Origin of the sequence: Streptomyces sp. NBC_01471 (assembly GCF_041438865.1) — a bacterium.
GTDB lineage: Bacteria > Actinomycetota > Actinomycetes > Streptomycetales > Streptomycetaceae > Streptomyces.
Map to the genome: position 1 here is coordinate 3,537,910 of NZ_CP109450.1, position 22,024 is coordinate 3,559,933.

20 protein-coding genes are annotated in these 22,024 nt (G+C 70.9%); 5 read left to right on the plus strand and 15 right to left on the minus strand.

Features of this window, described 5'->3' with window-relative positions; translation table 11 throughout:
- Window positions 1-2 precede the first annotated feature (2 nt).
- Window positions 3-305, minus strand: a complete 303-nt coding sequence (locus OG285_RS15470; protein WP_371791275.1) for a hypothetical protein — start codon at window positions 303-305, stop codon at window positions 3-5.
- Between the two features lie 219 nt (window positions 306-524).
- On the opposite strand from OG285_RS15470, the gene OG285_RS15475 reads away from it, so the two are divergent.
- Window positions 525-2,324 (plus strand): prolyl oligopeptidase family serine peptidase, encoded by a 1,800-nt coding sequence (locus OG285_RS15475; protein WP_371791276.1) that lies wholly within the window; start codon window positions 525-527, stop codon window positions 2,322-2,324.
- Window positions 2,325-2,400: 76 nt separating this feature from the next.
- A complete protein-coding gene (locus OG285_RS15480) occupies window positions 2,401-3,276 on the plus strand; it encodes an SURF1 family protein (protein ID WP_371791277.1) in 876 nt (291 codons plus the stop codon).
- A 148-nt stretch (window positions 3,277-3,424) separates the two neighbouring features.
- On the opposite strand, the gene OG285_RS15485 is transcribed toward OG285_RS15480, so the two are convergent.
- From OG285_RS15485 to OG285_RS15500, 4 genes are all read right to left on the minus strand, one after another.
- Entirely contained in the window at window positions 3,425-4,579 is a 1,155-nt protein-coding gene (locus OG285_RS15485; RefSeq protein WP_356826290.1) for a hypothetical protein, read from the minus strand.
- Window positions 4,576-5,235, minus strand: coding sequence for a SigE family RNA polymerase sigma factor (locus OG285_RS15490; RefSeq protein ID WP_356826292.1), 660 nt, complete (start codon window positions 5,233-5,235; stop codon window positions 4,576-4,578). Before OG285_RS15490 ends, OG285_RS15485 begins: the two co-directional genes overlap by 4 nt.
- Window positions 5,236-5,534: 299 nt before the next feature.
- Window positions 5,535-6,623 (minus strand): aspartate-semialdehyde dehydrogenase, encoded by a 1,089-nt coding sequence (locus OG285_RS15495; RefSeq protein WP_371791278.1) that lies wholly within the window; start codon window positions 6,621-6,623, stop codon window positions 5,535-5,537.
- The gene (locus tag OG285_RS15500) at window positions 6,620-7,903 is read right to left on the minus strand and encodes an aspartate kinase (protein ID WP_356826296.1); all 1,284 of its coding nucleotides are present in this window, start codon (window positions 7,901-7,903) and stop codon (window positions 6,620-6,622) included. Before OG285_RS15500 ends, OG285_RS15495 begins: the two co-directional genes overlap by 4 nt.
- 84 nt (window positions 7,904-7,987) lie before the next feature.
- Here OG285_RS15500 and OG285_RS15505 point away from each other — a divergent pair, with 84 nt between their 5' ends.
- On the plus strand, window positions 7,988-8,458 hold the full coding sequence (locus OG285_RS15505) for a hypothetical protein (RefSeq protein WP_371791279.1): 471 nt from the start codon (window positions 7,988-7,990) through the stop codon (window positions 8,456-8,458).
- Here OG285_RS15505 and OG285_RS15510 read toward each other — a convergent pair.
- Window positions 8,404-9,105, minus strand: a complete 702-nt coding sequence (locus tag OG285_RS15510; protein ID WP_356826298.1) for a class F sortase — start codon at window positions 9,103-9,105, stop codon at window positions 8,404-8,406. The two genes, OG285_RS15505 and OG285_RS15510, sit on opposite strands and share 55 nt — an antisense overlap.
- A gap of 168 nt (window positions 9,106-9,273) precedes the next feature.
- Window positions 9,274-10,149, minus strand: coding sequence for a hypothetical protein (locus OG285_RS15515; RefSeq protein WP_371791280.1), 876 nt, complete (start codon window positions 10,147-10,149; stop codon window positions 9,274-9,276).
- A 272-nt stretch (window positions 10,150-10,421) separates the two neighbouring features.
- Between OG285_RS15515 and OG285_RS15520 the strand changes: the two genes are divergently transcribed.
- The gene (locus tag OG285_RS15520; RefSeq protein WP_356826302.1) at window positions 10,422-11,480 is read left to right on the plus strand and encodes a LacI family DNA-binding transcriptional regulator; all 1,059 of its coding nucleotides are present in this window, start codon (window positions 10,422-10,424) and stop codon (window positions 11,478-11,480) included.
- 84 nt (window positions 11,481-11,564) lie between these two features.
- Here OG285_RS15520 and OG285_RS15525 read toward each other — a convergent pair whose 3' ends face one another.
- The 7 genes from OG285_RS15525 to OG285_RS15555 form a co-directional block, all read right to left on the minus strand.
- Window positions 11,565-12,017, minus strand: a complete 453-nt coding sequence (locus OG285_RS15525) for a DoxX family protein (protein WP_356826894.1) — start codon at window positions 12,015-12,017, stop codon at window positions 11,565-11,567.
- A gap of 73 nt (window positions 12,018-12,090) precedes the next feature.
- On the minus strand, window positions 12,091-13,848 hold the full coding sequence (locus OG285_RS15530; RefSeq protein WP_356826304.1) for a discoidin domain-containing protein: 1,758 nt from the start codon (window positions 13,846-13,848) through the stop codon (window positions 12,091-12,093).
- Window positions 13,849-13,910: 62 nt separating this feature from the next.
- The gene (locus tag OG285_RS15535) at window positions 13,911-15,758 is read right to left on the minus strand and encodes an adenylyl cyclase (RefSeq protein ID WP_371791281.1); all 1,848 of its coding nucleotides are present in this window, start codon (window positions 15,756-15,758) and stop codon (window positions 13,911-13,913) included.
- A 217-nt stretch (window positions 15,759-15,975) separates the two neighbouring features.
- The gene (locus OG285_RS15540) at window positions 15,976-17,106 is read right to left on the minus strand and encodes a DUF1996 domain-containing protein (RefSeq protein ID WP_371791282.1); all 1,131 of its coding nucleotides are present in this window, start codon (window positions 17,104-17,106) and stop codon (window positions 15,976-15,978) included.
- A 442-nt stretch (window positions 17,107-17,548) separates the two neighbouring features.
- Entirely contained in the window at window positions 17,549-18,205 is a 657-nt protein-coding gene (locus tag OG285_RS15545; RefSeq protein ID WP_356826310.1) for a DUF5063 domain-containing protein, read from the minus strand.
- On the minus strand, window positions 18,198-18,797 hold the full coding sequence (gene recR, locus OG285_RS15550; protein ID WP_327296233.1) for a recombination mediator RecR: 600 nt from the start codon (window positions 18,795-18,797) through the stop codon (window positions 18,198-18,200). Before recR ends, OG285_RS15545 begins: the two co-directional genes overlap by 8 nt.
- 114 nt (window positions 18,798-18,911) lie before the next feature.
- Window positions 18,912-19,247, minus strand: coding sequence for a YbaB/EbfC family nucleoid-associated protein (locus OG285_RS15555; RefSeq protein ID WP_164262774.1), 336 nt, complete (start codon window positions 19,245-19,247; stop codon window positions 18,912-18,914).
- 536 nt (window positions 19,248-19,783) lie between these two features.
- Between OG285_RS15555 and OG285_RS15560 the strand changes: the two genes are divergently transcribed.
- Entirely contained in the window at window positions 19,784-20,665 is an 882-nt protein-coding gene (locus OG285_RS15560) for an SLATT domain-containing protein (RefSeq protein ID WP_371791283.1), read from the plus strand.
- A gap of 83 nt (window positions 20,666-20,748) precedes the next feature.
- Here the strand turns inward: OG285_RS15560 and hemC are convergent, their stop codons facing one another.
- On the minus strand, window positions 20,749-21,693 hold the full coding sequence (gene hemC, locus OG285_RS15565) for a hydroxymethylbilane synthase (RefSeq protein ID WP_371791284.1): 945 nt from the start codon (window positions 21,691-21,693) through the stop codon (window positions 20,749-20,751).
- Between the last annotated feature and the right edge of the window lie 331 nt (window positions 21,694-22,024).

Genomic DNA, 22,024 nt, shown 5'->3' on the forward strand with positions numbered 1-22,024 from the left:
GGCTACTTGCCCCCCTTCTTGCCCTTGGCATTCGGGTGGGCCAGTTCGGCGTCGAGCTTCTCGAAGGACTCCTTGATCTTGAGCAGCGCTTCGGACGCGTTCACCGAGAACTTCGTCAGCTTCTTGATCCCGTACGACCACTCGTCGCCGAAGTGGTCCATGCGCCTGGCGAGTTCGGGGACCCCGATGGAGGCGCCGCTGATGTGCTCCATGTCCCGGCCCGGCTGTTTCATCAGGTGGGCGATGTGATCAAGATTGCCTCTCACCCGGTTCAGCACTTCGTAGTCGATCGACAGGTCACTCATGTCGCCCCCGTATCAACGGCCTTGATAGCCGCCCCCCTGTAATGATCATGTACGGATACACCGTACGACCGCCTGTGTCGGCAACCCCAGCCGAATACCGGACTGCCGTCCGAAAGCGGCCAGGGAAGCGAGTCGGCCAGGCCGCACGAAGAGCCGAAGAAGCGGACCCAGGCGGTCACCCGACGTTCCGTTCGGGGCGCCCCCCGCCGGGCGGCCACAATGGGGCGTATGAGTCACGACGAACACACCATGCCCGACTGGGAGAAGCGCTTCCGGGCCCCCCGCGTAGGACTGCCCGAGTGGGCCGAGGACGCTCCGGAGCGGTCGCTCTTCGTCTCCAACGCGACCGGCACGTATGAGCTGTACACCTGGGACCGTACGAGCGGCGAGCAGCGCCGGGCCACCGACCGGCCGGCCGGGACGACCGACGGGACGCTGTCGCCCGACGGTGAGTGGCTGTGGTGGTTCGACGACACCGACGGGGACGAGTTCGGTGTCTGGATGCGCCAGCCCTTCCACGGCGGGCCCGACGAGCCCGCCGCCCCCGGCCTCGATCCCTCCTACCCCGGCGGTCTGGGGATCGGCCGGGACGGTACCGCCGTGGTCGGCAGGTCGACGGACGAGGACGGCTCGACGGTCCACGTCGTACGGCCCGGCGCCGATCCGGTCGAGATCTACCGGCACCGGGAGTCCGCCGGGGTCGGTGACCTCTCGTACGACGGGACGCTCATCGCGCTGGAGCACACCGAGCACGGCGACGCCATGCACTCCGCGCTGCGGGTCGTCCGCACCGACGGGTCGACGGTCGCCGAGCTGGACGACACCAGGGGCGGCACCGAGGAGCTGGGCCTCCAGGTGCTCGGGTTCGCGCCGGTCGCCGGGGACACCCGGCTGCTCGTCGGGCACCAGCGGCGGGGCCGCTGGGAGCCGATGGTCTGGGACGTGGCGACGGGCGCCGAGAGCGCCCCGGCGGTCGAGCTGCCCGGCGACGTCAGCGCCGAGTGGTACCCGGACGGGACCGCGCTGCTGATCGTGCACAGCTTCGAGGCGCGCAGCGAGATGTGGCGCTACGAGCTGGCGACCGGGCAGCTCGTCCGCATCGAGACTCCGGCCGGTTCGGTGTCCGGCGCCACCGCCAGGCCCGACGGCACGGTCGAGTACCTGTGGTCGTCGGCCGCGCTGCCGCCGGTCGTGCGCTCCACGTCGGGCGCTGTCGTGCTCGACCCGCCGGGGATGAGGGCGCCGGAGTCCGTGCCGGTGCGGGACGTGTGGGTGGAGGGTCCGGGCGGCCGGATCCACGCGCTGGTGCAGCAGCCCGTGGGGGACGGCCCGTTCCCCACGGTCTTCGAGATCCACGGCGGCCCGACCTGGCACGACAGCGACGCCTTCGCCTCGGGCCCGGCGGCCTGGGTCGACCACGGCTACGCGGTCGTACGGGTCAACTACCGGGGCTCGACCGGCTACGGCCGGGCCTGGACCGACGCGCTCAAGCACCGGGTCGGGCTGATCGAGCTGGAGGACATCGGAGCCGTCCGCGCCTGGGCGGTCTCGTCGGGCCTCGCCGACCCGGCCCGGCTGGTCCTCGCGGGCGGCTCCTGGGGCGGCTATCTGACGCTGCTCGGGCTCGGAACCCAGCCGGAGGCCTGGGCGGTGGGGCTGGCCGCGGTGCCGGTCGCGGACTACGTCACGGCGTACCACGACGAGATGGAGGGGCTGAAGGCGATGGACCGGACGCTGCTCGGCGGCACTCCGGAGACGGTGCCGGAGCGGTTCGCCGCGTCGTCGCCGCTGACCTATGTGGACGCGGTGCGGGCGCCGGTCTACATCTCGGCGGGCGTGAACGACCCGCGCTGCCCGATCCGGCAGGTCGAGAACTACGTGGACCGGCTCGCCGGCCGCGGGGCGGTCCACGAGGTGTACCGGTACGACGCGGGCCACGGCTCGCTCGTGGTGGAGGAGCGGATCAAGCAGGTCCGCCTGGAGCTGGACTTCGCCGAGCGGTACCTGAACGGGAAGTAGCAGGCCATAAGGGGCGGGGCGTGCGGGGCGGGGTCCGGGGCACTGCTCCGGAACCGCGCCCCGTACCGTAAGGGATGTGTACCGGTTCCTGCTGACACCCCGCTGGTGGGGGATCACCGTCTTCGCCCTGCTCGCCATCCCGTTCTGCATCTTCATGGGCTCCTGGCAGCTGAGCAGGTTCGAGGACCGGGTGGCCACCCACCGGACAGACGAGCACCGGCCCGACCCGGCCCGCCAGGCGTCGGCGCCGCTCGACTCCCTGCTGCCCGTGAACCTCGACACGTCGGGTCGGCAGGCCAGCGCGACCGGCAAGTACGGCAGGCAGTTCCTGGTGCCGGACCGGTCCGTGGACGGCAAGGAGGGGTCGTACGTCCTGACCCTGCTCCGCACCGACGGCGGCAAGGCGCTTCCGGTGGTGCGCGGCTGGCTGCCGCAGGGTGCGAAGCCGCCCGCGCCGCCGAAGGGCGCCGTCAAGGTCACCGGATCGCTCCAGGCGTCCGAGAACAGCGGGACCGACGGCGCCTACACCGGGGGCGGGCTGCCGGCCGACCAGATCGGGATCATCAGCGCGGCTTCCCTGGTGAACGTCGTGCCGTACCCCGTGTACGACGCGTGGATCACGCTGCCGCACGCCTCCGCGGGCCTCAAGGCCGTCCCGGCTGCCGCGCCGCAGAACAGCGGGCTCGACCTGAAGTCCTTCCAGAACCTCGGCTACACCGGCGAGTGGTTCGTCTTCGCGGGCTTCGTGGTCTTCATGTGGTTCCGGCTGGCCAGGCGGGAGGCCGAGGCGCTCAGGGACCTGGAGCTGGGAATCATGCCGGACGCCGAACCGGTCACGGTGGCGGTGCCGGACGGCGACGCCGCCGCGGACGAGCCCGCTGCCGACGGGGCCGCCGTGGAGAACGCCGCTGCCGACGGGGCCGCCGCCCCGGAGGTGTCCGGCCGCCGCTAGGCCTTGGCGTTCCGGGGCTTGGCGTGCCGGGCCTTGGTGTGCCGGGCCGTGTCGCGTCCCGGCCTTGGCGGCCCCGGGATCGGCCTGTGCCGTACCCGGGCCGCGGCCGGGCTGGGCCTTCTGTCGTCCTGGGCCGCCGCCCGGCCGGTTACGGTGCCGTCAGCAGACCGGTGCGGTAGATCGTCCCCGCGCACGCGTTGGGGATGGTCGCCTCCGCGGCCGGTACGCCCGGCTCCGCCTCGTGCACCACGGCCACGCTGCCGTCCGACGTGCCCTCGCCGCTGCCGAGCTGAGGGGTGGCGTCGGTGCCGCCGTTCGTCCCCGGACCGCCGTCGCCCGTTCCCCCGGAGGCCGCCGGGCCCCCGGTGCCGCCGGATCCGGCCGACGGGGTCGGCTCCGGTGTGGCACCGCCGCCGGTGGGACAGGTCTCGGCGGGGACCCAGGCGAACTTCACCTCGTACGCCTGGGACGGGCCGAGCACCAGACCGGTCGCGTCCTGCGACGGGTCGGGCAGACCGCCCGCCGCGTCGCCCGCCGTGTGGTCGACCACGGTGATGCGGGCGGCGTCGGCGGCGCCCAGCGCCTGGAAGTTGACGGTGCCCGCGTCGCTGACCGCGCACTGGCTGTGCGAGACGTTGGAGACCCGGAAGGTTCCGTAGACCGTGCCGTCGGCGTTCGGTGTGCCGGTGTCCGCCGATGTGACGCCGAGCTGCTGGGCCGCACAGGCCGGCAGCGAGTCGAGCGACTTGTCGGACCGGCCGGCCGCCCCGCCCCCCGGACCGCCGTGGGTACCGCTGCCGGCCCCCTTCGGCTTGTCCTTCTTCCCGTCCCGGCCGTCGGCGCCGTCGTCGGCCGCCTTGCCGTGGTCCTTCCTGCCGCCGTCGGGGGCCGCGGCACCCTTGCCGTCGGGGGGCCGGTGGCCGTGGCCGGCCATCGCGGGGCTGTTCCTGACCCCGTCGCCCGCATCGGCGACATGGATGAAGGCCGGGACCGCCGTCCCGACGAGCAGTGCGGCCGCGGCCGCGCCGACGACGACCTGCCGCCGCCGGGCCCGGCGCGCGGGTACGGCCCTGCGCAGCTGGTCGAGCGCGTCGTCGGACGGGGTGAGCCCCCGCACGGCGCCGTGCATCATCCTGCGCAGTTCGAGCTCGTCCTCGTCGAGGCCGTCGACAGCGTTGTCGGAACCGTCGTTCTGCATTCCGTTCCCCGCCTGGTTGTTCACGGACCGGGTGGGACCGCCGTACTGCTTGCGCCACTCGGCGGGCATGTCCCACTCGTCGGGCCTGTCCGGCTTCCCGCTCATGCCGGTGCCTCCATGGCCACCCGCAGCGCGGCGATGCCGCGCGAACCGTACGCCTTCACCGAACCCAGCGATATCCCCAGTGCCTCGGCCACCTGCGCCTCCGTCATGTCACCGAAGTAACGGAGCACCAGGACCTCGCGCTGGCGGCGCTGGAGGTTGCGCATGGCCTTCTTGAGCGCGTCGCGCTCCAGGAGGTCGTACGCCCCTTCTTCGGCGCTCGCCATGTCCGGCATCGGCTTGGAGAGGAGTTTCAGTCCGAGGATGCGCCTGCGCAGCGCGGACCGGGACAGGTTCACCACGGTCTGGCGGAGGTACGCGAGCGTCTTCTCCGGGTCCCTGACCCGTTTGCGCGCTGAGTGGACGCGGATGAACGCCTCTTGGACGACGTCCTCGCAGGAGGCCGTGTCGTCGAGGAGGAGCGCCGCGAGACCCAGCAGCGACCGGTAGTGGGCGCGGTAGGTCTCGGTGAGGTGATCGACGGTGGTGCCGGCGGTCATGGCGTCGTCAGCGCCCTCGCCGCTCTGGGACGGGACAGCGCTGGGCCGGGTCGGCACGGGGGCGATCACCGGCATACCGCCGGACACGCGTGGTCGCCGGAGCGGGCGGACCACTCCGCCCCGTGCGGACACCGCTGCAAAATCGAGAACCTCTGCCACGCCAGTTGGACACGCTTCCCCCCGCCAGGGTTGTACGCGTATGGCATCGCCTTTGACGATGCGGCCAATGCCCTCATGCGTACCCGATCTCCCCCAATGCCCCTTTTTCCACGGCATCTTGCGTGGGAAGAGGCCACCCCAAAGACGCACATGTCCCGGCTGCGGTTGCAGAGGTACGGGAGACTGAATCGTGTAACAGGCGCGAGCCCGAGTTCAAGTGGTTCAGACTCACGTCTTGCTCACAGCGGGCACACAAAATCTACAAAGGATCAGGTACGGGGCAACAGCGGGTGTGTTCCTCAGGCTTCCGGCACCCGCAGTTCGGCCGCGACGGCCTCCGCGATCTGTGCGGCGTTGAGCGCGGCCCCCTTGCGGAGGTTGTCGGCGCAGACGAACAGGTCGAGCGCCTGCGGGTCGTCCAGCGACCGCCGTACACGCCCCACCCAGGCCGGATCCGTGCCCACCGCGTCGGCCGGGGTCGGGAAGTCCCCCGCGTCCGGGTCGTCGAAGAGCACCACACCCGGCGCGGTCGCCAGGATCTCGTGCGCCCGCCCGAGCGTCAGCTCGTTCTCGAAGCGCGCGTGCACCGAGAGGGAGTGCGTGGTGACGACCGGGACCCGTACGCACGTCGCCGTCACCGGAAGCGCCGGCCGGTCCAGGATCTTGCGGGTCTCGGCGCGGAGCATCAGCTCCTCGGACGACCAGCCGTCCGCGGCGGGCGACCCGGACCAGGGCACCACGTTGAGCGCGATGGGGGCCGCGAAGGGCCCGGTGTCGTCGCCCACGGCCCGGCGTACGTCACCGGGGTGCGTGCCCAGTTCCGTACCGGCGACGAGCGCGGTCTGGCTGCGCAGCGCCTCGACGCCGGGGTTCCCCGCGCCGCTCACCGCCTGGTACGTCGAGACGACCAGCTCACGCAGTCCGAACTCGGCGTGCAGCGCACCGACCGCCACGATCATCGCGAGCGTGGTGCAGTGCGGGGACGCGACGATGCCGCGCGGCCTGAGCCGTACGGCGTGCGGATTGACCTCGGGCACCACGAGCGGCACGTCCGGGTCCATCCGGAAGGCGCCGGAGCTGTCCACGACCACCACGCCCTTGGACGCGGCGACGGGCGCCCACTCGCGTGCGACGTCGTCGGGGACGACGAAGAGCGCGACCTGGACGCCCTCGAAGGCCTCCTCGGTGAGGGGGAGCACCTCGGACTCCTCCCCGCGCACGACCAGCTTGCGGCCGGTCCTGCGCGGGGAGGCGATGAGTCTGATGTCGCCCCAGATGTCGGCGTGCTGCGACAGCATCTGGAGCAGCACGGTACCGACGGCCCCGGTCGCTCCCACGACCGCGAGCGCCGGCTTACGGCCTCCTGCCCGGAGGCCGGTGCCGGTCATCGCCCGGTGCCCCCATAGACGACTGCCTCGTCGGAGTCGCTGTCGAGACCGAAGGCGGTGTGCACGGCGCGCACGGCCTCGTTGACCTCGTCGGAACGGGTGACCACCGAGATGCGGATCTCGGACGTCGAGATCAGCTCGATGTTCACGCCCGCGTCCGACAGCGCCTCGAAGAAGGTCGCGGTGACGCCGGGGTTGGTCTTCATCCCGGCGCCGACGAGGGAGATCTTGGCGATCTGGTCGTCGTAGCGCAGCGATTCGAAGCCGACGATCGGCTTCGACTTCTCCAGCGCGTCGACGGCCTTGCGGCCCTCGTCCTTCGGGAGCGTGAAGGAGATGTCGGTCAGACCGGTCGTCGCCGCTGAGACGTTCTGCACGACCATGTCGATGTTGACCTGGCTGTCCGCGATGGCGCGGAAGATCGCGGCGGCCTCGCCCGGCTTGTCGGGCACACCGACGACCGTGATCTTCGCCTCGGAGGTGTCGTGCGCGACACCGGAGATGATGGCCTGCTCCACTGACGCTTCCCCTTGTGCTTCGACTCGTGCTTCGTTGCTGACCCAGGTGCCCTGCAGCCCCGAGAACGAGGACCGGACATGGATCGGAATGTTGTAGCGGCGCGCGTACTCGACGCAGCGGTGCAGCAGCACCTTGGAGCCGGAGCTGGCGAGCTCCAGCATGTCCTCGAAGGAGATCCGGTCGATCTTCCGGGCCTTCTTGACGACCCGGGGGTCGGCGGTGAAGACACCGTCCACGTCCGTGTAGATCTCGCAGACCTCGGCGTCGAGGGCCGCCGCGAGTGCGACGGCGGTCGTGTCCGAACCGCCGCGGCCGAGGGTGGTGATGTCCTTCTTGTCCTGCGACACACCCTGGAAACCGGCGACGATGGCCACGTTGCCCTCGTCGAGAGCGGTACGGATCCGCCCCGGCGTGACATCGATGATCCGCGCTTTGTTGTGGACCGAGTCGGTGATGACACCGGCCTGGCTGCCCGTGAACGACTGGGCGTCGTGGCCCAGGTTTTTGATCGCCATGGCCAGCAGGGCCATGGAGATCCGCTCTCCGGCGGTCAGCAGCATGTCGAACTCCCGCCCGGCGGGAATCGGCGACACCTGCCCGGCAAGATCGATCAACTCGTCCGTCGTGTCGCCCATCGCTGACACCACGACAACCACCTGGTTGCCGCTCTTCTTGGCGTCGACGATTCGCTTGGCAACCCGCTTGATGCCTTCAGCATCGGCTACGGAGGAGCCTCCGTACTTCTGCACGACAAGGCCCACGTGCGCTCCTCGATCCAGTCATTTCTGCGGTCGGCTCAGTCTAACGAGCGGCCGCACGACACCCCGTATGTATCAGATCGTGAGATGTCCCGCTCACTCAATGATCACCGTCAGGTGGCACGGCCGCTCGGTGAGAATGCCTGCCCGGGATCAAGCCGGACACTCGGAACGTGGGGCGCGTCACACCCGTGCGGGTCACACCGGTGCGGAGGCCGGCCCACCGGCCGGCGTATCGCGTGGCACCGGGTCTCCTGCGACCCCGCCGTCCGCGCACGCGACGGCGCGCCGACCCCCGACATCACGCTGCAGGGCCTGAGCACCCGCGGCGACGGCGGCCCGCGCGCCCTGCGGGTGCTCCTCGTGCCGTACGGCGGTCTCCTCGCGGCGGGCCTGCGTGCGGGCGAGACCCTCCTGGTGGGCGGCGCCACCGGGAACTCCGGCAGCGCAGCCGTCGCCGTGGCGCCGGCCATGGGGGCGGGCCGCCGTCAACAGGCCGCTGTTCAGGCGTTCCTGGACGAGTCGAGGTGGGCGAAGACGACCACGTTGTCCACGTAGTCCTGGGCGTCCCTGTCGTATGCGCCGCCGCAGGTGATCAGACGGAGCTGGGCGTCGGGGGTGTCGCCGTAGACGCGTTTGTCGGGGAAGTCGGCCTTGCTGAACGTCTCCACCGAGTCGACCTTGAAGGTGGCGACCGTGCCGTCCTTCCTGGTGATGTCCACCTCGCTCCCCGGCTTGAGGGTCCGCAGCAGCAGGAACACCGCCGGGCCGGTCTTCGTGTCGACGTGGCCCGCGACGATCGCCGCGCCGCGTTCCCCGGGGGTGGCGCCGCCCCGGTACCAGCCGACCATGTTGGTGTTGTCCGCGGGCGGCGGGTTGAGCCGGCCCGATGTGCCGAGGCCCAGTGCCGTGAACGGCGCGTCGACGGCGATGGTCGGAATCGTCAGCCGGGTCGGCTCGGAACGGGACAGCGGGGCGGTGGCCACGGTCGTCCGGGGCGCCGAGGAGGCCGCGGCCGCGGGCCGGGACTGCACCTTGGCGTCGCCCGCCGGGTTCCCGAATCCGATTCCGAAGGAGTTGCAGAGCAGGAGAGCACCCACGCCCGCTGCCGCGGCAGGCCACAGCAGTACGCGGTGGAGGGGTCGCACAACGCTCTTCGGGGACGGGACGGAAGGCTTCGGCTGGGGAAGCTTCTCAGCGGCCATCGGGTGCTGCCTTTCGGGCGGGCGGCGGAAAAGGTGGAGGTGGGGCGGGGCGGAGGTGTCCGGGCGCGCGTCCGGGCGGTCTCGCGCGGCTGCGGCTCACCACCGTTGCGGCCACCGCCCCCTGGGGCGGTGGCCTCGTCAACGCTGGATGTGCGAACGGCGTGGCGGTCAGGCCATCGACAGGCCCGAGGCGTTGCGACGGCGGCGGATCATGTAGACGCCCGCGCCGACACCGCCGAGGAGCAGCACCGAACCGGCGGCCACGCCGCCGTTGGACGCGAGTCCACCGCCACCGGTGTGCATGCCACCGTGCGGGTGGCGGTCACGGCCGCCGTCCTGGTCGTTGTTCCAGGCGCCGTCCTGGTCGCTGTTCCAGGAGCCGTCCTTCCAGGAGTCGCCCTCGTCCAGGCCGGAGGACGAGCCGCTGTCGTCACCCGTGGTCAGCGCCGTGGTCATGGCGAGAGCGCCACCGCCGGTGTGCACCCCGCCGTGCGGCCGGTGGTCACCGTGGCCGTGTCCGTGGTCACCCTGGCCGTGGTCATGATCGCCCTGGCCGTGGTCGTGGTCACCCTGCCCGTGGTCGTGACCGCCCTGCCCGTGGTCGTGGTCACCCTGGCCGTGGCCGTCGTTCCCGTACGCGTCGCCGCTGTCGTCCCCGTACGCGTTGCCGCTGTCGTCCCCGTACGCGTTGCCGCCGTCGTCGCCCGTGGTCACCGTCGGAATCATGGCGAGAGCGCCACCACCGGTGTGCACCCCGCCGTGCGGCCGGTGGTCACCCTGCCCGTGTCCGTGGTCGCCCTGCCCGTGGTCGTGGTCACCGTGCCCGTGGCCGTGGTCGTGACCGCCCTGCCCGTGGTCGTGGCCGTGGTCGCCACGGCCGCCGCGGTCGCTGTCGCCGGAGTTGTCGTGGTGGTCACTGCTGGCGGCAGCGCCGCTGTCCGAGTTCGGCGCGCCGGAAGTCGTCAGGGCGTACGCGGCGGGAGCGGTGAAGGCGAGGGCGGCCGTCACGGCAGCTGACGCGAGCAGGGTGCGGGCAGTGCGCATCGAGATGATTCCTTTCGCCACCCTGCGAAGGCTGACACTCCGTCGGCTCATCGATTCGCAGAAGCGACGCCCTCACCATCAGCAGGAATCTGACACCCCGCCACCGGAGACCGGGGCATCCGAGTGAAGCCATGGGCCCAATGAGTTCAGGACCGGCCGATATTCACCCGATGGACGGCACGTCGTACCACCGCGGCGCCTCCGCGATGAGGTATGGCCCCGGGTCGACTGGACGGAGAGCGCTCTCCGTCCAGTCCTACTACAGTGCGTCCATGAGCAGAGAGCCCGAGGCGCCCGCCGCCATGCCCACCCTGGAAGACGTGGCGCGCGCGGCGGGAGTCTCCCGTGCGACCGTGTCGCGCGTCGTCAACGGCATCCGCAATGTCGACCCCGCGATCCAGCAGGCCGTACGCGACGCGGTGGCCGCGACCGGATACACGCCGAACCGGGCCGCGCGGGCGCTGGTGACCCGACGGGCCGAGACCATCGCGCTCGTCGTCTCCGGGGCCGGTGGCGCGTCGGAGGCCGAACAGAACGCCTTCGCCTCCGGGGTGTTCGCCGATCCGTTCTTCGGGCGGGTCGCCGCCGGCGTCGTCGGGTACCTCCGGCCGCGCTCCATGCATCCGGTGCTGATGTTCGCCGAGACCCCGGACGCCCGTGACCAGGTCGTCGGCTATCTGCGGCAGGGCAGCGCCGATGGCGCGCTGATCGTGTCCACCCATGCCGACGACCCGTTGCCCGGCATGATCGCGGCGGCCGGGCTGCCCGCCGTCCTCTTCGCGCGGCCCGCCGCGTCCGTGCCCATCAGCTACGTGGACCTCGCCCACCGGGACGGCGCGGAGCTGGCCGCCGCGCATCTGCTCGCCCGCGGCTGCCGCCGCCCCGTGACCATCGCGGGGCCGCAGGACGTCGCCGCGGGCGAACAGCGGCTGGCCGGTTTCCGGGAGGCGATGGCACGCCAGGGGCACCCGGACGTACCGGTGGCCGAGGGCGGCTTCACGCTGCACAGCGGGGTGGAGGCGATGGCCCGGCTGCTGGACGAACACCCGCACCTGGACGCGGTGTTCGCGGCCAACGACCTGATGGCGCAGGGCGCCTGCCTGGTGCTGCGGGAACACGGCAGGCGGGTCCCCGAGGACGTGGCCGTGGTGGGTTTCGACGACAGCTCGGTGGCCGTGGCCTGCCGGCCGCCGCTGACGACGGTGCGGCAGCCGGTGGAGCGGATGGCGGCCGAGATGGCCCGGCTGCTCCAGGAGCGCATCGAGCACCCCGGCCGGCCCGTCACATCGGTCGTCTTCGAACCGGAGCTGGTGGTGCGGGAGTCGGCGTGAACCGGCAGCCGCACGACACCGCAACACCGGCCCTCCGGGGTCAGGCCCGGAGAGCCGGTGTCGTCGCGCGGCGGTCCCGTCCCCTCAGACGGGTACCGCCAGGTGCCGCTGCCGGTCACCCCCGGCCCGCGCGGCCGCACGGGCCGCGCGGCGATCGGTGATCAGCCGGTCGACGGCCAGCGCGCCGGGACCCGAGAAGACGATCAGCAGCAGGGCCCAGCAGAAGAACACAGCGGCCTCGCCGCCGTTCTCGATCGGCAGCAGCCCCCGGTGCTGGTGGATGTCGAAGTAGGCGAACGCCATGGAACCCGACCCCAGCAGCGCGGCCGTCCGGGTACCGAGACCGAGCAGCACCAGTGCGCCCACGGCGAGTTGGATGACAGCGGCGTACCAGCCCGGCCAGGTGCCCGCCGGTATGGAGCGACCGCCGAGGAGACCGAAGAGCGAAGCGACTCCGTGGCAGGTGAAGAGCAACCCGACGACGCTACGGAACAGGCTGAGCGTGTACGGCTGAGCCCGGCCGATGCGTGCCGCCATACCGATGCGGGTGTCCGTGCCGGTGCGGGTGCCCGTGCTGAGGCGTGTGTCCGTCATGAGGGCTGTGCTCCTCTCAGCTGTAGACGCCGAACTCGTAGAGCGAGTAGCCGTATCCGGAGCCGCGCGCCGTCCCCAGCATCCGGACGTACCGGCCCGTGCCGTTCACATCGAGGTCGTCGATGTCGCCGTTGCCGTCGGTCACGGACTTGACGGTCGTCCAGTTGGTGCCGTCGTCGGAGGTCTGGATGTCGTACGCCTTCGCGTACGCCGGGTCCCAGGCCAGCTGGACGTGCTTGAACGTGGTGGAGGCGCCCAGGTCGACCTGGAGCCACTGCGGGTCGCTCCAGTCGCTCGCCCAGCGCGTGTCGAACTTGCCGTCCACCGCGCTCGCCGCGGCGCACGGGCAGCCGCCCGTCGGGTCGGTCTGGAAGGACGAGGCGGTGGCCGCCTTGCCCTGGGACACGTTCGTCCCGTCGACCTTCGGGGGAATCACCTTCAGCGACTTCGTCTCGATGCCGACGTTGCCGTGGCCGTCGGTGGACTTCACATAGACCTTGTAGACGCCCACCTTGTCGGGGGCCTTCGCGGAGAACGTGCCGTCGCCGTTGTCCGTCGTGCCGGCCGCGACCAGGGCCTTGTTCTGGTCGATGTAGTTGCTGCTGAAGAACAGCTGGGAGGTGGTCCGGTCGCCGTCCGGGTCGGTGACCCTGGCACCCACCGTGACCTGGCCGCCGGCCGGGACGCCGGTGGTGGCGTTCTCGACGGACATGTCCGAGATGACCGGCGGGGTGTTGTCGCCCGATGTGTTGCCCCCGTACGCCTTCTTCACCGCGTAGTACGACAGCCGCTTCTGGCCGTCCGGCACCAGGTTGAACCAGACGCCGCCGAAGTCGTCCTCGGTGCCGTAGTGGAACATCGTGGCCCCGAGCGCGACGCCCTTGTGGCCGGTGACGCACCCCCACGCCTTGGTGTACCCGTCGGCCTTCTGCACGTCGGTCGGCTCGTCGGGGACGCCGTTCGCGTCGTCCGGCACCTCCCACTCGCCCGCCGGTCCGGTCTCGGTGACGATGTACGGCTTGTCGTAACCGCCCTGCTCCCAGTCCGACTTGACGTTGCAGACCGCGTTGTAGGCGTTGACCGCGTACAGGTCCAGGTCGGGTGCGTTCCGCTTGTAGTACGGCCAGGCGCCGGTCCACGCGTCCGTGGAGGTGACCGGGTGGTTCGGGTCCACCTGGTGGATCTTCTTGGCGATGTCGTTCACGAAGGAGGTGTACGCGTTGCGCTGCGCCTCCAGCTCGTCGCCGCTGTAGCAGTTCTGGAGACCCAGCGTCGATTCGTTGCCGACGTTCCACATCAGCACACCGGGGTTGTCCTTGTAGGTGTCGACCCACTTGGGGAACTCGGCGAGCATGTCGTTCTTGTACGTGGTGTCGGTGAGGTAGTTGACGCAGCCGCCGCTGCCCGGGCCGCCGCCCGGCTGGAGCCAGAAACCGGCGATCACCTTGACGCCGTTGGCCGCCGCCGCGTCGAACAGCGGCTTGCTCGTCGCGTCCGTACCCCAGGTGCGGATCGTGTTGACGCCCATCGACGCCACGTCCGGCATGTCCTTGGCCGCGTCGTCGACCGACGGGCCCCAGGTCAGTCCCTTGACGGTGTACGGCGAACCGTCCACGGTCAGCGCCCAGTCGCCCTGTGAACCAGTCACCTTGACGACACTGCCGGCCGCGTGGGCCGCCGGTGCCTGGACGGCGAGCAGTGCCCCTGCGAGCAGCGCCGTCGCGGCGAACGGCGCCACGGCGCGTTTCGCCGTACGGGTGGGGGGATGGTGCATGTCGCTCTCCTTCTGTCTCCTGCGGATGCGTGCGTGTCCCGCGCGGGTGGGCCGCGCGCCGGTTACGGGTAGCTGACGAGGTAGGAGATACCGGTGTTGGTGTTGTTCACCGGGTCGCCGGTCGCGTTGATGACGTGGCTGATCGTGCCGTCGTTGCCGAGCGAGACCGTGACCATGTCGTGGAACCGCACCCCGGCCGCGTCCGGCGCCTCGATGGCGTTGTCCGACACCACCGACGGGTCGGCCAGGAAGAGGCAGTAGCTGCCGAGCCCCCAGGCCTCGTGCGAGGTCACGGACGGCGCGACCCGGTACGCGGCGTAGCCGTTGCGGGCGCCGTCCTTCCAGGCGGCCTGGTTCGGCGGGTCGTACGGCATCTCGTTCTGGAAGAAGTACGTGCGGCCGCCGTTGCCGTTCCAGACGACCTCGGCCTTCTGGTGGTGCTCGACGAACAGCCCGTACATGAGGACGTTCGCGCCGTTGACCACCAGACCCGTGTCGCTGGTGTTGACGTCCCAGCCGACCCCGGTGCCGTGGTCCGCGCGCCAGAGCCAGAGGTTGTCACCGATGACATCGCTGCTGTTGATCTCCACGCAGGTCCCGGCCTTGCCGGCCTGTGCGCCGCCGACCCGGACGAAGACGTCCTGGAGCAGGGTGGGGTCGGCGGAGTGGTCGGCCGACGCGCCCGCCGGGCCGACCTGCACCAGCACCTTCGACGCGGCCGGACCGGCGTCGACCAGGAGACCGGAGATCTTGACGCCGTCGACGTCGGCGACGGAGACCGCCGTGATGCCCCCGTCGGGGACGAGCGTCGCGATGCCGAGGCCCAGCACGACCGTGCCGGCCCGGGTGATCCTCAGGGTGTCGTCCAGGCGGTGGACGCCGGGGGTGACAAGCAGGTGTTTGCCCGCCGCCAGCGCGGAGTTGATGACCGCCGCCGAATCCCCCTCCCTGACGATGTGGAAATCGCCCAGCGGGATGGACTCGCCCTGCGCACCCCCGCTCCAGGTGACACCGCGCGCCACGGTCTTCAGAGCCGGCACGAACACCTGGTAGGCGCCGGACCCGTCCACGTACAGGAAGGGCTTCTCCCGGATCGCCGGGGCCGTGTCCACGACGGTGTGCGAGGGGTCCGGGAAGTTCTGCGGGGGCGCGCCGTCGACCCCCACGAAGACCATGTTCCAGACCGATCCGGCCCACTCCCCCAGCGTGCTGTTACGGGTCAGCCACTGCTGCTGCGAACCGGAGACGACCCGGCCGTCCACCTTGCAGTCGGCCATGAACCCGCCGCTGGCCCAGCCGTCGTAACCGTTCCACAGGGGCACCTCGCCGCGGATGTGGACCCGGCGGAGCGGCGCGGCCTGGGAGACCGCCCAGCGGTTGGAACCGTTGGTGGGGGTGACCGAGAGGTTCTCGGCCGAACGCCAGAAGTTCTGGGTGGCGTTGCCCTGCATCCAGTCGGCCTCGACGTGCACCAGGCCGTGGATGTCGGTGTCGTCGGGGGAGAGCCCGAGCCCGGCCACGTGGGTGTAGAAGCCGACGTTGACATCCAGGCCGTCGTAGGTGCCCGGCTTGAAGAGCAGCGCGAACCGCTCCGTACCGAACTGGTTCGACTCCTGGGTGGCGAAGACGGAGCTGACCTTGGCCTGGATGTCGGCGACCGGCATCGACGGGTCGAAGACCAGGACGTTCGGCCCGAGATCCGGCTCGGTGGCGGCAGCTGACGCCGTGTGTGCGGTACGGGAGTCGGGTGTACGGGTGCGGGGCGTCGCCGCGGATGCCGTACCGGCCAGGACGGGGGCGGCGGCGAGGGCGGCGAGACCGCCGAGCGCGGCACGACGGGAGAAGCCGCGGGAGGCGGCCGGGAAAGGGGTGTCGGAAGGGCCGCGGGAGGGGGGTGCGGGGGGCGTCATGGGTCACCTGCGTATGTGGGGCGGAGAGGCGGAAGGCGGGAGGGTCCGGCGCGCATCCGGGAGAGCGGCGGGGAGTGCACCCGAAGGTGACTGGGAGAGCGCTCTCCCGAATGAGCCGAAGCGACGGCCGACAAGGCGGGCCGTAAGAGAGAGGGGAGAGGAGTCGGGGACGTCCGGACGAGACGACGGGAGGACGGGAGGCCGGGGGGCCGGGGCCCTACGGCAGTTCGTAGTCGTCGTTGAGTGCGGCACCCGCGGACGGGTTGGTCTCGTCATAGCCGCGCGCGTCGCACTGGAGACCACCGTTGACGCAGTGCGTGACCAGGGCCTGGAGCGTCGCCGCGTCCCACCCGTTGAAGAAGTCGTAGTGGAACGAGTGCCCGGTCCCGCTGGCCAGCCGCACCTTCGACATGTCGCCGTTGACGGGCCACGCCATCTTGAACTCGATCATCGGCAGAGCCACCGGATGGTCGGCGGGGCAGGTGTTCTGGTTGTTGCCGGACGCCACCGGGTACGCCATGTGGCTCTGGTGGTCCGGGGTGTCGAGATGGATGCCGTCCCAGCAACTGGGCGCCTGAAGACGGATGTTGAGCTGCGTGTCCTCGGTGGCCGGGCACGAGATCGGGAAGTCGAAGTTGTGGTACTGCGTACCGCACTCCCAGCCCTCGACCGTGCCCTTCAGGTTCTTGAAGTCGTCGAGGCTCTGCATCGGGTTGCCCACGACGAAGCGGAGCCCCTTGGGGAACGGGCGGACGCTGGTGTAGTCGGTGACCCCCGACTTGTAGTAGATGGTCTGCGGGCCGATGGGGAGGATCTTCTGGTCCCCGTTGTACAGACTGGGCATCCAGTAGGCCGACTTGTCGCCGGGCGCCAGGCAGGTGGTGCCGCCCTGGTCGAGCGAGGCGGTGGTGGTGTTGGCGTCGGTGCCGGTGTTGCCCATGAAGGTGTGGTCGTGGGACTTCCCCGGCTGCCCGGGGAAGACGATCGGGTCGTCGGGCGCCGTGTGGTTCGGGGCGCACTTGGCCTGGAATTCGTGGAAGTACCGGTGCGGCGGGTCGTACGTCGACGGGGTGACCCCGGTCACCGGCGGGTCGGCCATGATGTAGCCGTCGCCGTCCGGATCGTCGCCGGACGCCTTGGTGGACACCCCCATCCCGGGCATGCCGGCCATGCCGGTGGCGGCCGCGTGGTGTGCGGCGGTGGTGTGCGCTGCGGTGCCGTGCGCGGTTGCGGCCGGTGCGTCCGCCGATGCGCCGGTCGTCATCACGACACCGCCGATACCGGCCGTGGTGAGGGCCAGAGCGGTGGACAGCAGCAGTCCTGTGAGGGTTCTCGACCTCCGTGGCATGGAGACCTCCTCCTGCGTCAGTGCGGGAATACGAGGGCGGGAAAACCGATCCGGGAGAGTGGGAGAGCGCTCTCCCAATTCGGAGTGTTCCGCTCCTGACAAGACCGTGTCAATAGCTCGTTAACGGCCGGAGTCGCGGCCCGGCGGCCCGAACTGCCCTGGTGGCGATGGGGCGTTCAGCGGGTGAAGGCAGCGCGTTCGACGTCAGGGGCCGGTTGGGGCCGCCCGCTGAACGCAGCGGTCGAGGCGGCCCGGTCCGGCCGGAGCCCAGCATTTTTTTGCCCTGCTACGGGAACGGCCGGCTGGGCACGGCCCGGGCAGGGCCCAAGGGCGGCAGCACCTCTCCCGGCGCCCACCGCCACGCAGCACGCAGCATTCAACGCTCAGCGCTCAGCGCGCACCTCGGCGCATACGCAGTCGCACTCGCGCCGGCACCCGCCGGTCAGACCGAGGGGAGCCTCAGCGGAGCCCCGAGCTCCTCGGCCATGACCCGGCCGGCCTCCTCGGCCAGCACTTCCTCGCCCAGGTCCTGGTCCGTGTCCAGGCCGTCGAGAGCCGGGAGCGGCTGGTCGAGACGGACGTGGGCGACCAGGGACTGGAGCGCGCGGAGCGCGGCCGACGCGGTGGAGCCCCAGTTGGAGAAGTACGAGAACTGCCACCACCACATCGCCTCGGTGGTCCGGCCCGCGCGGTAGTGGGCCATGCCGTGGCGGAGGTCCGTGACGATGTCCGCGAGGTCGTCGCTGATACGGCAGGCGACGGGAGCCTTGCGCGGCTCGTACGGGTCGAACACCTCGGAGTACACGTCGATCGGCTCCAGGAGCCGCGCGAAGCGCTCCCGCAGGTCGTCGACATCGGGCTCCGGGCCGAGGTCCGGCTCGTACCGGTCGGCCGGGAGGATGTCCTCGTGGGCGCCGAGACGGCCGCCTGCGAGGAGGAGCTGGGAGAGCTCCAGCAGCAGGAAGGGCACCGCACTGTCGGGCTCGTCGCCCTTGGCCACCTCGGTGACGGCGACGATGAAGGACTCGACCTGGTCGGCGATCTGGACGTCGAAGTCGTTCGGGTCTTCCGTGACCTTGTTGAGCGTTGCGTCAGACATCGAGTAGTCGTCTCCCCTCAAAGGCACGACCGAGCGTGACCTCGTCCGCGTATTCCAGGTCTCCACCAACAGGAAGACCACTCGCCAGGCGTGTGACCTTCAAACCCATGGGTTTGATCATGCGGGCGAGGTACGTCGCCGTGGCCTCGCCCTCCAGGTTCGGGTCGGTCGCCAGGATCAGTTCCGTGACGGCTCCGTCCGCGAGCCTGGCCAGCAGTTCCCGGATCCGCAGGTCGTCGGGGCCGACGCCCTCGATGGGGCTGATGGCGCCGCCGAGTACGTGGTAGCGACCCCGGAACTCACGGGTCCGCTCCACCGCCACGACGTCCTTCGGCTCCTCGACGACACAGATGACCGTCTGGTCGCGCCGGGTGTCCCGACAGATCCCGCACAGCTCGGCCTGCGCGACGTTGCCGCACACCGCGCAGAACCGGACCTTGTCCTTCACTTCGAGCAGCGAGTGCGCGAGGCGGCGCACGTCGGTGGGCTCGGCCTGGAGGATGTGGAAGGCGATCCGCTGCGCGCTCTTGGGACCGACGCCGGGCAGCCTGCCCAACTCGTCGATGAGGTCCTGGACCACGCCTTCGTACAACGGAGCGCCTCTTTCGTTCTGCTGTGGAACACACGGTAATTGGTGCGAGGTTTCCTTAGAACCTCGGGAGCGTGAAGACCTTCGGAAGCTCTCGCCTCACGCGCCCCACACGCCTCAGATCCCGAGACCCGGCATACCGCCGAGCCCCTGGGCGAGCGGGCCGAGCTTCTGCTGCTGGAGCGCCGAAGCGTTCTCGTTCGCGGCGTGGACCGCGGCGACGATCAGGTCCGCGAGGGTCTCCGTGTCCTCGGGATCGACGGCCTTGGGGTCGATCACCAGGCCGCGCAGCTCACCGGAGCCGGTGACGGTGGCCTTGACCAGACCACCGCCGGCCTGGCCGTCGACCTCGGTCCGTGCCAGTTCCTCCTGAGCCTGCGCGAGATCCTGCTGCATCTTCTGGGCCTGCTGAAGCAGCTGCTGCATATTGGGCTGGCCACCACCGGGAATCACGGGTCACTCCGAGGCTGTTCGACGACATTCCGACTGCGCCAGGACTGTGTTCCTGCCGCATTTCCACTGCGTACCGACTGCGTACTCACTGGGTTCCTGCTGGGTACTTACTGCGTTCCTGCTGCTCACCGCCGCGTTTATGCAGCGTTCCGGCGGGGGTGCTCAGGACCTTTTCGGGGGCCCTTTGCCGGTAAAACGAGCCTACGTGGTCCCCGGGCGCCTCGCCCTCCACCGTGAGGACCAACTCTTTCGGGTGAGAGTACGGCGGCTCCCATACCTGATCACAGCCCGCTTACAGCCGTAAACCCTTGCATAACGGCGTCATCGCCCACCATTCGGCGGTATGAAGGGCACTCGCATCAGCAGCGTTCAGCCCGGCCGGTGTCCCGTACGGCCCATGCCCGTACGGCCGCTTGTCCGGTACGGCCTGCGCTCAGCACACACAGCCGGCTCGGCACACACGGCCGGCGTTCAGCACGGTCCGGCGCGGCCCGGTAGGCGCGCGCGCACCGTACGTGACGGAGGGGAGAAACCTGGTGGGCCAGCCGGAGATGCCGCAGCCCGAGGAGGACGCCGTGCGGGCCGGGGGCGGTCCCGGCGCGGGCCCGCGGGCTGATCCCGGGGCCTCCCCTCCGGGAACGGATACGGACGCACAGCCCGGTCCCGCGGCCGGTCCGGATACGGACACGGACACGGCTCCGTGCCAGGACACGAGCACGGGCACGGGCACCCTCACCGATCCGGGTGCGGACCTGACCGGAGAACCGTTTCCGGCGGGCGACTGGGGGGAGCCCGTCGAGCGCCTGGACGAGCTGTACCGGTGGGTGGAGGCGACCGCCCTGCGGACCGCGGGTTGGTACCTGGCCGACCGGACCTGGAAGCGCCGGGGGGCGAGGGCCCTGCGGGCGGGGGCGGCCGGGGGTGCGCTCGTGGGAGCGTCACTGCCGCTGCTCGACCTGGCGGCCGGTCTGCACGGTGCGGCGGAGTGGGGCTATCCGGCGCTGCTGGCCGGGGTGGCGTGCGCGGCGGGCGACCGGTGGTTCGGGCTGACCGCCGGCTGGATGCGTGATGTGGCGACGGCGCAGGCGGTGCAGCGGCGGCTCCAGGTGCTCCAGTTCGACTGGGCGTCGGAGAGCGTCCGCGAGGCGCTCGGCCCGGCGGAGGGCACCGCGAGCGAGGCGACCGAACGCTGCCTGGGAGTGCTGCGCAGGTTCTCGGACGACGTGACGGACCTCGTACGGGGCGAGACGGCGGAGTGGATGGTCGGGTTCCGTACGGGGGGCGCGGTGCCCGTATCGGTGCGGGGCCCCGGAGAGGTACTCGGCGGCGGGCCGACACCCGTGCGGCGCACGGTGCCGGCGATGGGCGTACGCCCGAACATGCCGCGCCAGCGCCCACCGGAGCCGCCGTCCCGGTAGCCGCGTCGCGCGGGCGGCCTCAAAAGCTCAGGCAGCGCACCGCTCAGGCCCGCGTACCGGGCGCCGACGGCCCCGCGCCGGGATCACGCGGCGCCGGCCGCCGTGAGGGCCCGCACCGCGTCGAGCAGGGGCAGTGCACCCTGGTCGATGAGCAGCGCGGCCAGGGCGGCGCCGAGCTTCTCCGGTTCCGCTAGCGGGCCCGTGAGCGTCGCCGAGATCTGCTCCGTGCCGTCCAGTGACGTCACTTGGCCGAACAGTCCCAGGCTTCCGTCCGGAAGCCGCTCGGCATAAGCGCCCACCGGGACACTGCAACCCCCGTGCAGCTCGGCGAGCAGGGAGCGCTCGGCCCGGACCACGGCGTCCGCGGTGAGGTCGCCCGCGCTGGACAGGATGTCGCGGAGAGCCGTGTCGCCCTCACGGACCTGGATCCCCAGTGCTCCCTGACCGGGGCTCGGCGGGAACTGGTCGAGCGGCAGCAGTTCGCCGATCGCGTCCCCGAGGCCGAGCCGGTGAATGCCCGCGGCGGCGAGGACCACGGCGTCCAGGCCCATCGTTTCGATCTTCTTCAGCCGAGGGGGCACGTTCCCCCGGATCGGGACCGGTTCGAGGTCGGGACGCACCGCGAGCAACTGCGCGATACGGCGCGGTGCACCGGTGCCCACCCGGGCGCCCTTCCGGAGCCCCGCGAGGGTGGAGCCGCAGAGCGCGTCCCGCACGTCCTCGCGCACCGGCGGAGGCAGCAGCACGAGTCCGGGCGGGTTCGCCGTGGGAAGGTCCTTGAGCGAGTGGACGACGACGTCCACGTCACCCCGTACCAGGGATGCCTCCTGCTCCGTGCTGAAAGCGGAACCACCGCTGACGGCGCTCACCCGGGAAAGCGACGACTTGCGGTCCCTGTCCCCTCCTTCGAGGATCACCCGGTGGGTGAAGGAGACCTCCGGATACCGCTCCCGCAAGGGCTTCAGATATTCGCGGACCTGAGCTTTGGCAAGATTGCTTGCGCGCGAGCCGACGAGATACTGAGCCACGGTGATCACTCTCCACGCTGACGGGTTGTCACCAGGCTAGGACTCGACGAGAGACGCTCATACAGACACGGGGTCGGCATGGCCACGGCCGCAACGCCAGGGACCGGCAGCCCACCGGCACCCTTTTCTGCGAACTGGCGTTCGGAGCAGGGAGATTTCGCCCTCGGTCCCCGTTCTCGCTCTTGATGACCCCTCACTTGATGGCCCGTCATCCGCCGACCCGGCGCATTCGCGTGCGCGCGGCTCGCTCCGTGGTGAACCGCGCGGTGGCCGGGCGGACCGGCCATTCCGGCCCGGGAGTTCGCCCCCGCAGGCCGGCTCCGGCGCGCGC